Raw genomic sequence first — 17,559 nt, 5'->3', positions numbered from 1 at the left:
CAGCTGTGAAACAAAAGAAATCCATCTGTGAAACAAACGGAATCCAACTGTGATATGAAAGGAATGCAGTTGTGATAAGCAATAGAAAGATTAAAAAAAGAATTATTGCCAATGGATATTGACTATTATGGAATAAATCTTATTTTTGTATGATATTGGAGTAAATGGAGAGAGCCTTCTTTAGATTTCCTAGGAGATGAGTAATATAAGTTTCAGCGATATATATACAAACTACTACAAACGTTCGTTTTTGTTTGTGAAGTCATATGTCAGGGATGATATGGCGGCAGAGGATATTGTATCTGAATCTTTGATTAATTTGTGGGAGACCAGTAAGAAGGAGAAAGTTGAATATCCACTGGCACTGCTTGTCCAGATGTTGAAAAACGGTTCCCTGAACTATTTGAAGCATCAGGACGTGAAACAGGCTGTCTCTGAATCCATCTCTTCTAAGATGGACCGTGACCTGTATTATCGTATTTCGACTTTACAGGCTTGTGACCTGGAAGAAATATTCTCGTCTGAAATAACCCGTATTGTCAATGATACTTTACAGGCTTTGCCCGAACAGACCCGCCGCGTTTTTGAAATGAGCCGTTATGAATGCCGTACGGTCAAGGAAATATCGGAAGAATTGTCTATAAGCCCAAAAGGGGTCGAATACCATATTACCAGATCGTTAAAGGTTTTGAGGGTGGCTTTGAAAGATTATCTGCCTGTTTTCTATCTCTTGTTTCTAAGATAACAGATTGTTGTTATCTGACAGTATATATCCGATAAAACAATCTGTTAACTCAACTATTCCGCTACTATCTTACCAGCGGAAATTCAGAAATCCTGAGAGTCGTACATCCGAAAGGAATGAGTGTGATCTCTTCTACAGGCTGTTTGCTTCTCCCTGTAGAGAAAGGTAACGGACCGGCCATTTCGTTATACAATTGCCAGGAAGTTATTTCTTTCGCTTTTACTTTGATAAGGATGGGGGCATTCTCTACATTCCAGAAATAATTGCCGGCCTGCTTGCTCTTGTCGATCGTTACCTGGAAATTCTCCTGCATATTATCAGGATCGAAAGCAACTATGCCATAATTCCATTTGGTTGGTGAAGTCACTTCATAATAAGACTTTCCGAACTGGGTAATTTCATCTCCCTTAAATTCTTTCTTTTCCCATTTCTCATCCATTTTCAGGGCATATACCAATGGTCCGCGTTCAACGGCAACAGAGTTCTCATACCATTTGCTTGTTGAAACCTCCATGGGCAAATGTAAAAGAACCTGGTCCCCACTTTTCCATGTCCGCCGGATGATAGCCACGCTGTTTCCTTTTGCCGTTGATTCCGGGACGCCGTTGACAGTTACGGTTGCTTCCTTGCACCATCCGGGAATACGCAAATGGAGCGGAAATGCTATTTCTTTCGTTTTGTCGAGCAACCGGATTGTCAGTTGGATTTTATCGTCCATCGGGTAACAGGTTTCTTCCGTAATTTTAATTTTACAGCCGTTACCCACTTTGGCCGTTACTTCCGAAGGCGAGTAGGCCAATGCGGCAATACCGTTATCCGGGGTTGCATACCAAAGGCTTTGGGTGAACTTGGGCCATCCCTGGTGCATATTGGAGAAACAGCATGGATATCCGGTCCGTGTCCCGTATATAATATCTGTTTCTGCATGATTGGCATCTTCATAGAAATTGTGGGCGTGGCGGGTTATCATGACCTGGTTGGCTTGCTGGAAATATTGTTTGTCCATAAAGTCATCAGTGACCTGGGTCGGGAGGGCATTGAAGGCGATCCGTTCCAGATGATCCGTAAAAGCCAGGTCCCCTGTTATTTCCATAATCTTTTCCAGTGAATACATTAATTCGACGGCGGAACACAGTTCGGAACCTTGCGTAGGGTTATTACCGTGCAATCCTTCGTCTCCGCCATACATCCCCTGCGGTTGGCCGTTGTATTGCCGGATATCGGCAAATCCTTTCTTTACGGCATCCAGGTATTTTTTGTCAGGATGTTGTTGATAGTAAATGACCGGCTCTTTGATACCTTGGGCCAGATTGACACAATGGATGGTGTTGAAGCGGGTCAGGTCATCCCGGTTGAGGAACATGTCGACGAAGTCATAGCTCTGTTTATGTAATAAATGACCTAAATCGAGCAGGAAGGCATCTCCGGTTATATTGTAAAGCCAGTATACGGCCTGGAGATTGTCGCAGGCACGGTATTCAGCCCAGAAAGTCCAGTTTCCCAACGGGGTGGACGGAAGAGTTTCCAGCTGGTAGCGGAAATACCGGGTCATAAAGTCTGTCACCCGTTTATCTCCGGTTGCCGAATAATATTGCTGCATGATCTTCAACAGAACCATCCGGGGCCACCAGTCGGCAGAGTTGTCCCGTTGAAGTCCGGGTTCCGGTGCATAGTCTTTGGCCGGTCCGAAGAAACCGTCCTCACGCTGGCTCTTCAAAGCCCATTCTATCCAGGGTTGTACCTTTTGTTTCAGTTCTCTATCATCAAGGATATAAGCCAGGGGCAGCAATCCGTCTATCCAGTAAGGACCTCTTTCCCATTGGTCGCCGTCGCCTCCCAGCCATCCGTTACGTGCTCCCATTACTTCCGGATACAGGATATCCATCTGGCTGGATGCCCCTTTTTTCTGCCGTTCAAGCATTTCAAGGAGCCAGCCTTTAGGTTTGATGCTGCCCAAAGGTAGTTCTATATAAGGTTTTCTTACAAGCGGATAGCGGTTATTGGGGTAATCCGGATTATCGGCCTTCCCTGGAAAGGGAAGGCTATTCAATGCTGCTGCAATTAATAAGGATAGAATGATTTTATGTTTCATGACTCATTGTTTGTTTATTTTTCAATTGAAAGGGTTACCGGTCCCATAAGGCCGCTTTCTCTCAAGGGTTCGTTCTTATCCGGCCATCTTAACACCCATGTCTTCTGGTTACTTTCCGGTTGTCCTGCGTCATAGACAAGACGGTTGAACCAGGTACTGGTTACTTTTACCTGAAGTGTGTTTTTTCCGGGACGAACGGCTTTTGTTACATCGGCTTTGTAGGGTGTGGTCCAGACTGTCCGGACAGGTTTGCCGTTGATGATTATTTCCGCAATCATATCCACTCTTCCCAGATCAAGAATAAACCGGTTGCCGGATGTATTATCGATATTGAAGGTCGAAGAATATTCGACTGTTCCGGAAAATGCTTTCGCTTCTGTTGAAGTATCCAGATCTTTCCACGGTTTCAGTTCAGATATCTGAAGAGATGCAGGTGCTCCCCAACCGTCCGGGAATTTGAGTTCCCATGGCTGGCTGAGAGGAATCGTTGTTATGACTTGCTTTTCCACAGCACTTTTTGCAGGTATTTCGGGGTTGTCTTTGCGGAATACGACAAAATAAGATCCGGCCTGGGGTAAACTGATCTTTACAGATGTCCGGTCTCCCTTTTTTTCATATATGGCAGGAATAACATTTCCTGTCAGAGGGTCCCATATCTCGGCATGTCCGCTATTCCGGAAATCCAGCTCTTCCTGAAAACTTTTGTCTTTCGGTACTGTAACAAAATACCAGTCGGCATTCTCTGTCTTCCTGTGCAGCCACAGGGAACCCGAACCTTTTACATCCGGGGCAATATCCAGTTGTTCCAAAGCATCAGCCAAAGTTATACCGGAAATGATACGGCCTTTTCCTATCTGCCGGATACCTGTTTCCGACGTATTTCCCCATATTTTCTTTATGGTCCTGTCGAATCTTTTCTGTGCATCTTTTCCTCCTGAAAGTGTGGCAAGTCCGGATGGTGCTTCTCCGACGACAGTCGCTCCTTCATAAATGAGTTCATATAATTTTTCGACTGTTTCCGGGCGCATGCGCGGTACCTCCGGTAGCCAGAGGAGACGGTAACGTAAACCTTCCGGAGTCACCAGGTCACCGTTGTTTACGGAAAGCCGGTTCAACAGCACATCCGGATTGCAATAGTCATATTTGAATCCTTCCGGGAACGGTGCTTTCTGGTCTGGTTTATGATCGGTCTCGTCTCCCAGATACCAAAGCACATCGGAGACTGGTTTCCCTCTTTCCAACAGATAGTTGCATCGGGCTAAATAAGTCGTAAACTCAGGCATGTATTTCCACCAGGTCTGTCCGCGTAAGAACGGTGTACCGATGCCTGCTCCGGAGAAAGAAGTTCCGGGAGGGGGAAAACCTACTTGCGGATTATGTGTATATGTATGGAATACCAGGTGGGTAACTCCTTCCGTAGAATTGACATTGGCTACTTCTTTCAGCATTTGCCAATGTTCGTCCCAGGTATGGCTAAAGGAAGTGAATGCTTCTGCCGCAACGCGGGGTTTCCCATATATGCGGGCTGCGGAGGCCGCCGGTTTGATCGGTTTGAAATTGATTGAACCTACGAAATTCTCCGTCATAGGTTGCCAGAACTCGCACATAGGTACATCGGCAAATTTGTAATATTCCAGGATATCCGTGGGGAAACCGTCACCGGCACTGGTTTCGTATGTCAGGGAGAGATTATTCTCTTTGGCCAGCCTGGCTATATTCCCATAAAAGTTATTGACAAAAAGAGTATTGAGTACCCTGCGCCAATCGCATAAAAAGCGAAAAGTGGTTTCTTGATCTTCCACTATATAGCCGAAGAGTGCCGGAATCCATTTTTTCAGCGGATAACCTGTGATTTGTTCAAACTCTTTGTCGAGTCCGGCTGTCCAGGTCTGTGTGTAACACTCCCAGCTATCCATTAACAAGCCATTGAGCAACCCTCCGGCCAAAGGACCGTTTTCTCCTGAGAGCCGTCCGATATATCCGGCGAACTGTGCACTGGAACCTTCTACGGAGAGTTTGTTGCATTCCCATCCTGTACCTTCCGGTGGTGCTGGAGAATTACGTCGTCCGGTATTCACATGGCCGATGCGTAAAACAGTCCATTTTCCTTTCGGTGCTTTCCATGTCAAGTTGCCTTGTGCATCCATAAAGGTGGTTATATCTTTGATTTGTTTCGTATTCAGGTAGGTTTCCGGGTCGTGCTGTTTCAGATCGCCTGTCCGTTCGATGCTTCTTGATACCCATGCGGCCTGTGACTCCCAGCTGTTTTTGCGGGCAGCAGTGAATAAACGTAACGATTTAAGGGCGATATTATGTTGATTAATGAGGGTGATACGATATTTCTTTGCCCCTTTTGTCTCTGCACAGGCTAAAGAGATAGGGTAATTATCTTGTGTATTGCTCTGGGGAAGGTCTGTGTTCAGAACTTCCCGGGTTGTTCCGTCAGGCAAACAGGCCTCCAGCTTCACACGCATATCAGGTTCAAAGCACCACGGGTGGTTCATTTCGTTACTGGAAGGAAGTTCCAGTGTACGGATAATCTCGTTTTCCGGGAATTCGACTTCGATCCAGTACGGGTTCTCGGCAGTAGTTGCGGTGAGCTGTATCGGGTTTTCACTTTTTCCCTGCCATAAATGTTCCCATGCCGCCTCTTTATTGCTTTTGAACGAGGCCGGTATCAATGGCTTTCCGTCATCATCCACGGGCGTTGGGAATGCTATTACCATTAAGTCTTCATAATCCCTCCAATCTTCTTCACTGGGCTGGGGGAGAGGTAACTTTTGCATTATCTCATCCGAGTTCCCCTCTATGTCCGTGCGGCTCCAGGCCAGATGGCGCATGGCATTAGACGGTTTTATCCAGGGACCGCCCGCCATTGCCCATCCCGGGCAATTCTGCATGGTGAACCGTAACCCTAAACGCCGGCATTCTTCTGCCGTATGTTTCACCATTCCATCCCATAGCGGACTAAGGCAGGCTATTTGCGGGTCGACCCCCGGCCAGGGCCCGCCGAACTGTCCGTGAAACAGATGTATCCCGGAGAATCCGGCATCCGCAATCGCTTCCAGGTCAGCAGTAATACCTTTGATGGATACGTTACCCCCGATGTAGTGGAACCAGGTTTCGGGGTAGAAGACTTTGGGCGGTGATTTAAATTTATTTGCGTCCGCATTCTCAAAAGGACTATATAGTTCTTTATCAGACGGCACGACCGGTACCTGTGCATTTGCAAATAAAATATTTGCAAAAAGTCCTGTTATGAAGCAGGACAATAGAATGAGCGAATCCGTATGTTTCATGATATAAAGAATTGAGTTTGTAAATTTAGAAGAATTTAAACGATGTTGTTCTCAAAAAAAGATTAAAATGCGGACAAATATTCTCATAATCGGAGATATCCTATCTTTTAATCGTGACAGGTCCTATAAGCCCTGAAGGCATCAGCCTGTATGTTGGCGAAAAACCAATATTCGTTTTGGTAATCCTTTTTCCTTCAGGCTGTGAAGCGTCATAGACCAACCGGTTCCACCAAGTATTGGTTACTGCTATTTCAAGAATATTTCCTTTCGGTTTGCAATATTGAGAAATTTCAAGTCTCCATGGAGCGCACCATACAGTACCCAGGTCATTTCCATTTAAACGGACGGTTGCCAGGTCGTGAACTGTTCCTAAATCAAGGAAAAGATTTTCTTCGGACAATGCATCAAGATCGAATTCTTTACGATAAACCACTGTACCGGAATAATATTTGATTTCGGGTATATTGTTTGTTGTCAGATCCTGTAATGAATTGTAAATTACGGGCTCGCCAGGGCCTCCGGATTTAGGATCGAAATGCAGGTTCCATGAAGTATCAAGTGTTTTGACTACCGTATGCTCTGTGTAGTTAACTCCATCCTGTCGGGTATCAGAAGTAGGTTTACGGAAAACGACAAAAAGACCCTGGTAAGGTGCTAGCTGCATAGGTACGGTTGTGATCGAATCTGTGATTGAAAAGGCTTTTGCCGAACTTGTTGAACCATCAACCGGGTTCCAGAATTCCGGTACTTTTCCTGTCATACGGAACCTGGCATTTATATTTTCAGTTGTATTCCTTCGGTTGATAACAAAATATATATCAGTTTCTCCTTCTCTGCGATGGATAAAATCTATTTTTACCGGTGCTGTTCCATAGCTGGCGATTTCATTCTCATTCATGTATGAGAAATCTCTTTCAATAGCATTTTTCTTTAATACGTCTGCAATTTTGAATCCACTGATAACACGTCCTTTGCCTACAATGCGATCAACTGGTTCCTCCGTTTCGCCCCATAGTTTTTGGGCAATTTCATGAAGCATTTTTTCACTTTGGGGGAAATCTTTTAATCCTGGGGTTTTAACGAATCGCGGACCTATAACTGTTGCTCCTTCCTGAACTAATTCGAGAATCTTATGAGCAACTTCAACTGGAACAATTCCGGATTCAGGAAGAACAAGTACTTGATAATTCATTCCGTCAGGCAGGTAAATCCGGCCATCCCGAACGGATAAGCGGCTCATGATAATTTCTGTATTGCATACATCATAATCATATCCAAAACCACGGTCAGGATCTATATTCTTTGGAGATACGAAACAAGGTACAAGATCTCCTTCATAATAAAGTACATCTGCGACAAAATGTCCGCGTCGAAGCATGTATTGGCAGCGTGCCAGATAATCTGTAAATGATTTTGCCTGGTTCCACCATGTAATCCGGTTATTGAAATGAACTCCGGCTGCAAATACAGTTCCCGGCATACCATTGGCAGGACCGGATGTAGCAGAACCATGGAAGGTTATGTCGTTGATTCCTTCACAAAAAGCGACATTGGCTCGTGGTAATAGAGTGGCAGGCGAACTGACCCAATGAGTAAAACTGGTAAATGCCTCTGAAGCCGTCTTTTCTTTTCCATATAAATGGGAGGCACTGGCTGCCTGTTTAGTGTTGACATTCTGACGTCCTTCATACCATTCTTCCGAAAGTGATCCACTGTGATGCACTGCCGGGATCCATTGGTTTTCACTCCATTGGCCGCCATACCAGAATTCTCCGACTGGAACATCCATTCTTCCCAGATTTTTCAAACCGTCATTCATCATTAATCTTGGAAGATGTTGTCCTCCGGCTTCAGCACGAACCTGTACCCCTTTTTCATGTGCACGATCTGCCCATATTTTATAGTGTCCGTCAGCGACACAATCAGCAATCGTTCGACGAACATCATTCAAAAAACGTTCTGTAATATCCGTATTTTCAACTATTTCACCGGCCATAGCTGCAAGGTAAGGTTTTGGGTCATACCCCCGTCGATTACGGAATTCTTCCAACATATTCTCTGTCCATGAATAAATGCCATGAATTTCAACATTATCCTCATGTAAATATTTAAAAGTTGTTCCCTCTTGTTTTTCCGCTTCGCGGATCAGTACTCCACTGCTATGGTCAAAATCAAAGTCTGTGGATTCTACTGATAAATAGTCGGGCAGTAAACCTCCGCCTGCCGGAATTTCAACAAAAGCGGTTCCCACTCTAATGATTTTCCATTTTCCTTCCGGGACTTTCCAGTTCAAACTTCCGTCCGGTGATATTTTATTGGTCAAATCAATTGCATCTCCTATGCGAAGAGGAGAGTTTTTAGAAGAAGCCTGTAGTGGAGCCAAAGGGAAAGCTTGTTCTACTTCTAGTTTTGATGTGCCAATGGGGGTTAATGGATTCATCAGGCCACGTTTGGCATTCATTAAAGCTACTTGAAGAACGTCGCTTTTAGTTCCGAGAGATACCATACGGACAGATTCGCCTCTCCCCTTTTTCAGGACAAGCCGGAAAAAACGGGCTGTACGCTCGGGAACGGATTGAAAAACATTTTGATAAACATCACCAATCGAATGAAGTGTATCAACTGGTAGATATGTTTTTCCATCTTCTGAAGACTCGAGTATTGTTATTCCTTCCCGCTCAAGATAAACAAAATCAACCTTTTGGGGAGATTTAAAATCAAAAAGAATCCATGGCTCTTCCGTCTCATTTTCCGGATTCCAGGCGGTATTGTAATCGCCGTCCAGCATATTGTTGATGTCTTTGGCGTTACTGCTTACTGAAATAGATGGCTTAAATGAAATGGAATCATGGACTGGATAAGCCCAAACAGCATCGTCTTTGTATAATCCCGTAATTCCGGTTGGAGTATTTAATTTCCCTGAAAACAGAGATGGTCCTTCAAGGATTGTTTCACTAGAGGCTACACGTTTTGCCCCATTTTTCTGGTCAATCCAGGGACCACCGGAAGGCCAGCCGCTACTTACATTAGCCCCACATTCCAAGCCCAGGCGGGCACATTCCCGTACGGTATGGCGATATAGCTCGAGCCAGGCCTCACCTAAGAAAGGGACGTTGGGCATTCCGCCATGATAAAACACGAGAACTCCACCTATTCCCTTTTTACTAAGTTCTTCCAAATGCTCTGTAATAGCCGGTTTATCTACATTATCATACCACCACATAAACACCCACGGGCGGCTTTCTTTAGGTGGATTCAGAAAGTTATCGATTTCTGTATCTGATTTTTTAACCGCATGAACGGTTTCCGATATTAGGCTGGTAAAGAATAAGATAGCAATAATTACAGATATTATTTTTTTACTCATCGTTCTATTTTGATAAACTGTTTTTATAAAGCATTACATTCGTTTTCCTTATGGGGATATAGAGATTAACATTTTTCACATGTTCGGGACGCTTATAAAGTTCTAAGGACTGTATTAGAATATTACAGTCCTTAGATTCAACATATTTTTCAGAGTTAAAACTGAAACTATTTTATCTCATAACCGGAGTTTTGTTCCAGGCTATTATTACTTCTTTGAATTTCAGAAAAAGCGATAGGCAAACGATAAAATGCGTCTTTCCATTCGTTCTTCCGTGAATCCTGAGTCAATGGATGTCGATTATAAGTAAATGTTCCGTCATCATTCTTTATAATTTCCTGACCCATAATATGAGTAGTTTCTGTTTTTTCAGCAATCTTCCAACGACGTACGTCGAAATAACGATGTCCTTCAAACGCAAGTTCGATCATACGCTCATGGTATATTTTATTCAGTAACTCTTCTCCGGTGGCTGTAACAGGAGGCATTTTTACTCCTTCACGACCTCTTATCTTATTTATGTATTCACGTGCAAGATCTTCATTTCCCAAATGGTATTGAGCTTCTGCATAATTGAGATACATTTCGGATAACCGGAATAACGGGAAAGGACCTGTATAATGTCTGGTTTGAGAAATGCCTTTATCTTCCTCTATAAACTTCCTTATATAGTAGCCTGTCATGGTGGCATCCTGATTTGTTACATCATAACCTCCTTTATAAGTTTCTATTTTACGGTCCATAAAATCTGCACCATTATAATAGATCGATGCGTAGAAACGAGGGTCTCTGTTCACATAAGGATTGGATGAGTCGTACATCGATTTAGGATTGATTGTTCCTAACTCGCTATTGGTAACTGGTATTTCACCGTCTATCGTTTCGTAAGCATCCACTATATTCAAAGAAGGAACTGCCAATGCAAGTCCGCTATTACCCGCAGTGCCAATATAAAAGGTCAACTGACAGTAATAGGTCTCACTGAATTCTTTTGCGAATATAAATTCACTGCAGTTTACGTCCAGGAACATTTTCTGATAGTCTGTTGCCAGCGTATATCCTTTATCAAAAAGAGCTGCAGCAGCATCAGCTGCTCTCTGCCATTTCTGTTTATCATTGCTCGGATTATTCAATATACTTGCATCATAGAGTAATACTCGTGATTTAAGTGCGCGAGCAGCATTTCCACTGGCTCTGTTTCTTTCTGAAGGTCTGTCAGGAAGGTCAGCTATCACTTCATCCAGGTTCTTTACTATATAGGTAACACATTCATCCCATGAGTTTCTTTTTATTTGCGACCAGTCACTATTGATATCAAACGCTTCCTCTATAATAGGAACACCACCGTATGCCCAAATCAATTTGGCATAGATATAAGCACGTATGAATTTCATTTCTGCAATAAGTTCCTTTTTTACAGATTCGTCAATAGGTGATCCCTCTATGTTTTTAAAGAACACATTAATATTATGGATGAATTTATACGAATTATCCCATACATGTAGTATATTATTTAATGAACCTACATTATCGGCTGTCAATATATTTTCCCGGATAAGATCACAGCCTCCTTCATTGTATTTGGAGAAAATATCATCTCCAAAATACATTATTTTATAATAATTATCTTTCGTACAAATGCCACTGTATTGTTCATTTACAAACATTTTCAACAGATTCTCATCTTGCCAGACTGCCGGGTCAGGATATCTGTCTGTTGGTGTTATATCAAGCACATCACTGCAGGAATATAATAACATGATCCATGTTATGCTTACTAAATATATTATCTTTTTCATCATGTGTATTTTTAAAATGAAACGTTTACACCTAGATTTATTAATCGCATCGGATTCAAATCCCATCCTCCGTTGGCAACTTCCGGATCTATACCGAATTTGCTGGTATGGTCGATAGAGAATAAGTTCGTTCCGCTCACATATACCCGAGCTCTTGACAAACCGACTTTGGATATAATATCTTTAGGTATTCTATATCCTATTTCTGCATTTTTGAGTTTGAAGAAATTAGCGCTGATCTGAGTGAAAGTTGTTCCACCTATACCATATGCCGTACCTAACCGTGGTTTTGTTCCATTCGGGTTATCCGGTGTCATCGTATCTTCCGTCCACCATTGTAGAATATTTGCACCACCGTTTGATGTAGCCGGATTTACCCAGTCTTCACGAAGGTAAAAGACTGCCCGTGCCTGTCCCTGGAATCCTAACGTCAGGTCAAATTGTTTCCAACTGAGATTTATGTTAATACCGTAAGTTATATCAGGAATATTGGTCATATCCTGACGAACCTGGTCGAGTGAATTGATTTCACCGTCTCCGTTGACATCCCGTATCTTGATGTCTCCAGCTACTGTTCCGGGTCTTTTGGGAACATCCGGATTGGCAATATCAGCTTCGCTGTATATTCCGATCGCCTCATATTTTAATGCAGCACCAATAGGTTTTCCTTCTTCTTTCTGGTATATTTCCGCCATGGGCGTTTCATCTTTGAAAATTACTTTATTCCGGGCATAAGTCAGGTTGCCGGATACAGAATAAGAAAAATCTTTGGCGGGATCGTCCCTGAAACCAAGCATCATTTCAACTCCTTTATTTTCTGTTTCTCCGATGTTTTCATCAGGCAGGTTCAAACCTGTAAATGCCGGGATCGATGCATTACGTTTTGTCAGGATATCCTTTCTGTTTGTTTTGAACCAATCGAATTCAAATGTCAGACGGTTATTCAAGAATCCGGTTTCCAATCCAATATCATATGTTTCGGCTTTTTCCCAGGTAATATTGGGGTTAGGCACATTTGCCTGAGAAATTCCCGAATATTGTGTTCCGTTAAAAACCGAACCGTCTGCCAATGTATACATCGTCAGGTATTGGAATGAATCTCTGAGATAATCATTACCCATTTTTCCCCATGAACCACGTAGTTTCAAATTGTTTAACCAGGTAATATCTTTCATGAAATTCTCTCTGGATATTGTCCAACCTCCTGAAACTCCTGGGAAGAATCCAAACCGATTTCCGGAAGGGAAGTTATGGGAACCATCGTATCTGAATTGGAATTGCAGCATGTATTTATGGTCATAGTCATATAATACACGTCCGAAATAGTTTCTTCTGGCTGTTTTTGAAGAACTACTGTGATTTGTCTGTGTATTGGCATCTCCGGCATTCAGTTCTTCTAATGTACCTGTAGGAAAATTAGTACGTTTACCATCTAATGCCGTGCTTTTGGTTTGATTCTGTTCGAAACCGACAAAGGCATCCACTGTATGTACATCAGCAAATGTATTCAAATAATTGACACGTACATTTCCGTTGATATACTCAGTCCGTTTTTCCTCAATAAATAACTGAGGGGCAGAAGTATGACCCTTTAATTTTTCGTAAGTATTAGTACTTTCATCGTAACTATATACATAATATACATCTTCGAATTGTTTATAGTTCTGACCAAAATAGTCATAGGCTATACTTCCTTTTACCGACAGACCTTTCACCCAGGGTATCGATATGTCGATAGTAGATTGTCCGTTAAACACCCATGTTTTGGAAGCAGTGGTACCGGCATCTCCTGTAGAGATAACCAATGGATTATAATTACCCCATCCTTGATTTGTCGGATAATCTGTTCCGGGCCAGTATGCATGGGCTGTAGGAGCACTCAAACCGACCCAACTGTACATCCCGTTACCGCTGGCCTGACCATTATACGGTAAAGTCCGGTCTGTGTTTTTGCCGAACAAATCAAAAGTAAGTTTAATATAATCGTTTATTTTTGCATCTATATTTGACCGGATATTGTACATGCGATTCTTCATAGAACTTTCTCTATAAGGAGAACCTTGATCCAGGAAACCAGCAGATACAAGATAAGTTAAGTTATCCATACCTCCGGTAAGTTGTATATTCGCTTTGTCCTGACCTGACCAGTTTTTCTGTACTACATCATACCAGTTTGTGTTAGGATAATGTAATGGGTCTGACCCGTCGGCAAATTTTTGTATCTCATCTTCCGTCCAGCGAGGGCTGATTCCTCTGATTTCATTTGCCAAATTTTGTGCTCTTGCATATGAAGCGGAGTTTGCCATTTTTACAGTCCGGGTAGGTTGTGTAAATGAATGATTATAAGAGAGTGAAATGGTCGGTTTTCCCACTTTACCACGTTTGGTGGTAATCAATATGACTCCATTTGCGGCACGAGAACCATATATTGCAGCTGAAGCATCCTTCAATACTGTGATCGATTCGATATCTTCCGGATCGAACCGACTGAATATACCTCCTTCTTCAGAACGAACAACACCGTCGATTACATAGAGAGGATCGTTGGATACCAAAGAATTCTGGCCTCTGATGCGTATGGTTGACTCGTCTGCTCCTGGTTCACCGTTTCGTGTGTTAATAATAACGCCCGAAAGACGTCCTGCTAATCCGGAGGCCATATTGGCTGTTGGGCTGAGTGAAATATCTTCAGATTTTAAAGATGTGATAGCACCTGTAACCACTTCCTTTTTCTGGGTTCCGTATCCTACGACTACAACTTCATCCAATGCTTGCAAGTCTTCTTTCATGATAACATCCAATGATGTTTTATTCTGTACCCGGATTTCTTGTGTAAGATATCCGATATAGGATATTTGCAGCATTGAGGAAGGAGAAACTGTTAAAGTATAATTACCATTTATATCTGTCATGGTACCGTTTACAGTTCCTACTTCTATGACATTTGCTCCAATGATAGCTTCACCGTTTGAATCGGTTACCTTACCGGATATCCTTTTGCCACTTTGCTGCTTCTTTTCCGTTGTATTTTTCATTAACAGGATATTGTTACCTTCTACAGCATATACTACATCCGAGTTCTTAAAAAGAATTTTCAGAACTTCTGCTACGGAGATATCTGAAGCCTTTAATGATACTTTTTGTGACAGATCTACATTTTCATAATTGTAAACAAATAGATAATCCGTTTGTGACTCGATCTGACTGATAATATCCTTCATGTGCATATTTTCGGCCTGGATATTTACTTTAGTCGTCTGAGAATTGGCATTATTTGCCCAAACACTTGAAATACATAACAGAAATAATAAAAAGGTTAACTTCATAAGTCTGAATATGTGTTTAAAATTCGATAATAATAGGGCATACTTCTTCCCTATAGGTTTTTTTTTCATAACTTTGAAAAATCTAGAAAGTTAGTACTAAAATCAATTTGCTGTTGTGTCAGAGTACTGACTGTGATAACCGGGTTATGTTGGAGCATGATCCGGTTAATTTTTACATTTCATTTTTTATTTCATAGGCATTCTATTTTATAGTTATTAGATTTAAATCGTTATTTTTTGTATAACTGAATTTATGTTCTATCTGCAAGACTTTCAATACTTGCTCGATACCATCTTTTGTCCTGAATTTACCAGAATATCGACTGTTTAAGAATTTCTTATTGTGAGTTTCTATGTCGATGTCGTAGTATAGTTTGAGTTTCTCAATAATTGTTGCAACCGATTCATTGTTGAAACAGATGAGTCCCTCTTTCCATCTGAAATAATCATAGTCGGTAATATTATTTACAATCAGTTTGTTGTCTTTTAATTTGACGTGTTCTTTTTCTTTCACCTTATAGGTGGATGAAAGACTGGGTGAAGATAATTCTATACATCCTCTTAATAATGATACTTCAAAATCAGAAGAATAGGAAGTCACATTAAATTCTGTACCTAAGACCTGTATGTCCATTTGACGAGTTTTTACAATAAAAGGTTGTTTTTCATTATGAACAACGTCAAAATAGGCTTCCCCGTTTAATTCTACCTGACGGTTTCCTTTTCCAAAACTGACAGGATATATAAGTTTACTATGGGCATTGAGCCATACTCGTGTACTATCCGGTAAAATTAACTCGGCACGTTGTCCGGTAGGTACATATAGTGTCTGATAGGTAACAATACTTTCTTCGGTAGTGTTTGTTTCGAATAATTTCGTGCCTCCCCAGAATATGATTAGTATAGCTGCTATTTTGGCCAATTCATAGCCTATTTTCCGGAAAGAGATAGTCCTTTTCTTCTTTTGGTTATCGGCCCGGTTATCCGGTTGATTCAATAAGGATATATCATTCAATTTGTGTAACGCCATAAATTCCCGGACATGACTTTCATCTGCGTCCAGCCAGTCGACTACGGCAATGATTTCTTCCGGGCTGACATTTCCTTCTACATATCTTTGTAATATCTCTTTATCCATTATAGGCTAACTTATGTTGTTTTTATTGTCTTGTATAGAAAAGACAACACAAGTTCAGAAATCCCTAGTAGGAAAATGAAATATTTTAAACAAAAAGAGCATCCCGTGAATCAGAGATGCTCTTTTTTATTTTACTGTTCCTTCTTTACCGGCGGATAATCCAACGTATAATGCAATCCACGGCTCTCTTTTCGTTCGATGGCCTGGCGCATGATTAAATAACCTACATTAATCATATTACGCAGTTCGCAGATATCTTTCGAAGCGACCGAGCGTTTGAACAGGCTCTCCGTTTCTTCATAGATGATGTCCAGACGGTCCCAGGCACGTTTCAGGCGCAGGTCGGAGCGGACGATGCCGACGTATGTACTCATGATTTGTCCCACTTCTTTCACACTTTGGGTGATAAGGACCATTTCTTCCAGAGAGGTCGTGCCCTCGTCGTTCCATTCCGGGATGTTTTCCTGATACTTCAATGAATCAATGATTCCCAAACTGTGCTTGGCTGCTGCATCGGCATAGACAACGGCTTCGATTAGTGAGTTGGAGGCCAGACGGTTGCCGCCATGCAGACCGGTGCAGGAACATTCGCCTACCGCATAGAGACGGTCGATAGAAGAACGTGCATCCAGATCGACCTTGATACCTCCGCACAAGTAATGGGCGGCAGGAGCTACCGGGATATAATCCTTGGTAATGTCGATGCCCAGACTCAGGCATTTCTCGTAAATATTCGGGAAATGTTTCTTTGTCTCTTCCGGGTCTTTGTGTGTAACGTCCAGATATACATGGTCATCTCCACGGGTATCCATCTCGTTTTTGATGGCACGTGCCACAATATCGCGGGGAGCCAGTGAAAGACGTTTATCATACTTCTGCATGAACTCTTTTCCGTCCAGCGTACGCAAAACACCGCCGTAACCACGCATCGCTTCCGTAATCAGGAAGGAAGGGCGGTCGCCCGGATGGTACAAAGCCGTTGGATGGAACTGTACAAACTCCATGTCCTTAACGGTCCCTTTTGCACGGTAAACCATCGCTATGCCGTCGCCTGTGGCTACCAACGGATTGGTCGTTGTCTGGTAAACGGCACCTACGCCGCCGGTTGCAATCAGCGTTACCTTGGAAAGGAAGGTGTCGATTCGTCCGTTCGGGTCCATGATATAGGCTCCGTAGCATTCTATATCCGGTGTCTGACGGGTGACGGTGACACCCAGATGGTGCTGCGTCAGTATTTCGATTGCGAAATGATTCTCAAATACGGTGATGTTGGGGTGCTTTTGGATGGCCTGAATCAGGCTATCCTGTATTTCGGCACCTGTATTGTCTTTATGGTGCAGGATGCGGAATTCGGAATGTCCCCCTTCACGGTGCAGGTCGAAGTTGCCTTTCTCGTCCTTGTCGAAGTCTACCCCCCAACTGATTAGCTCTTTGATTTGCTGAGGGGCGTTGCGCACGACCTTTTCCACGGCATCGCGGTCGCTGAGCCAGTCGCCGGCTATCATTGTATCTTCAATATGTTTGTCGAAATTATCAACAATCAGGTTCGTTACCGAGGCGATGCCTCCCTGAGCGAAATATGTGTTAGCTTCTTCCAGATTAGTTTTGCATACCAGGGCTACTTTTCCCTTGCTGGCAACTTTAAGTGCGAAACTCATTCCTGCAATACCGGAACCTATCACTAAGAAATCGAATCTTTGTACCATAAGACATTACTGTTTAGATCACCAAAGTTAGGAATTAACTTTTATGGTTGTACCCTTCGATGCCCCCTTTCTTTATAAATAAGGGCG

8 protein-coding genes are annotated in these 17,559 nt (G+C 42.6%); 1 reads left to right on the top strand and 7 read right to left on the bottom strand.

What is annotated here, in order from left to right; all coding sequences use genetic code 11:
* Positions 1–196: 196 nt before the first annotated feature.
* Positions 197–745, top strand: a complete 549-nt coding sequence (locus DWW91_RS00305) for an RNA polymerase sigma-70 factor (RefSeq protein WP_009860425.1) — start codon at positions 197–199, stop codon at positions 743–745.
* A gap of 64 nt (positions 746–809) precedes the next feature.
* On the opposite strand, the gene DWW91_RS00300 is transcribed toward DWW91_RS00305, so the two are convergent.
* The 7 genes from DWW91_RS00300 to nadB form a co-directional block, all read right to left on the bottom strand.
* Entirely contained in the window at positions 810–2,837 is a 2,028-nt protein-coding gene (locus tag DWW91_RS00300) for a beta-L-arabinofuranosidase domain-containing protein (protein ID WP_009860424.1), read from the bottom strand.
* Between the two features lie 14 nt (positions 2,838–2,851).
* A complete protein-coding gene (locus DWW91_RS00295) occupies positions 2,852–6,136 on the bottom strand; it encodes a glycosyl hydrolase (RefSeq protein ID WP_233584370.1) in 3,285 nt (1,094 codons plus the stop codon).
* 100 nt (positions 6,137–6,236) lie between these two features.
* The gene (locus tag DWW91_RS00290) at positions 6,237–9,503 is read right to left on the bottom strand and encodes a glycosyl hydrolase (protein ID WP_122326612.1); all 3,267 of its coding nucleotides are present in this window, start codon (positions 9,501–9,503) and stop codon (positions 6,237–6,239) included.
* A 167-nt stretch (positions 9,504–9,670) separates the two neighbouring features.
* Positions 9,671–11,302, bottom strand: coding sequence for a RagB/SusD family nutrient uptake outer membrane protein (locus tag DWW91_RS00285; protein ID WP_233584369.1), 1,632 nt, complete (start codon positions 11,300–11,302; stop codon positions 9,671–9,673).
* A gap of 11 nt (positions 11,303–11,313) precedes the next feature.
* Positions 11,314–14,628 (bottom strand): TonB-dependent receptor, encoded by a 3,315-nt coding sequence (locus tag DWW91_RS00280; RefSeq protein ID WP_233584367.1) that lies wholly within the window; start codon positions 14,626–14,628, stop codon positions 11,314–11,316.
* Between the two features lie 202 nt (positions 14,629–14,830).
* The gene (locus DWW91_RS00275) at positions 14,831–15,766 is read right to left on the bottom strand and encodes a FecR family protein (RefSeq protein ID WP_122326609.1); all 936 of its coding nucleotides are present in this window, start codon (positions 15,764–15,766) and stop codon (positions 14,831–14,833) included.
* Between the two features lie 131 nt (positions 15,767–15,897).
* Positions 15,898–17,472, bottom strand: a complete 1,575-nt coding sequence (gene nadB, locus DWW91_RS00270; protein ID WP_010801140.1) for an L-aspartate oxidase — start codon at positions 17,470–17,472, stop codon at positions 15,898–15,900.
* Between the last annotated feature and the right edge of the window lie 87 nt (positions 17,473–17,559).

Origin of the sequence: Parabacteroides sp. AF17-3 (assembly GCF_003635445.1) — a bacterium.
GTDB classification, from domain to species: Bacteria; Bacteroidota; Bacteroidia; order Bacteroidales; family Tannerellaceae; genus Parabacteroides; species Parabacteroides goldsteinii.
Note: the sequence above shows the minus strand (reverse complement) of the source record. Positions and strands in the feature narration are given on the sequence as shown.

Coding starts and splice junctions, on each gene's coding strand:
- DWW91_RS00290 (WP_122326612.1), bottom strand. CDS start 9,503: ATGAGTAAAAAAATAATATCTGTAATTATTGCTATCTTATTCTTTACC.
- DWW91_RS00275 (WP_122326609.1), bottom strand. CDS start 15,766: ATGGATAAAGAGATATTACAAAGATATGTAGAAGGAAATGTCAGCCCG.
- DWW91_RS00295 (WP_233584370.1), bottom strand. CDS start 6,136: ATGAAACATACGGATTCGCTCATTCTATTGTCCTGCTTCATAACAGGA.
- nadB (WP_010801140.1), bottom strand. CDS start 17,472: ATGGTACAAAGATTCGATTTCTTAGTGATAGGTTCCGGTATTGCAGGA.
- DWW91_RS00300 (WP_009860424.1), bottom strand. CDS start 2,837: ATGAAACATAAAATCATTCTATCCTTATTAATTGCAGCAGCATTGAAT.
- DWW91_RS00285 (WP_233584369.1), bottom strand. CDS start 11,302: ATGAAAAAGATAATATATTTAGTAAGCATAACATGGATCATGTTATTA.
- DWW91_RS00280 (WP_233584367.1), bottom strand. CDS start 14,628: ATGAAGTTAACCTTTTTATTATTTCTGTTATGTATTTCAAGTGTTTGG.
- DWW91_RS00305 (WP_009860425.1), top strand. CDS start 197: ATGAGTAATATAAGTTTCAGCGATATATATACAAACTACTACAAACGT.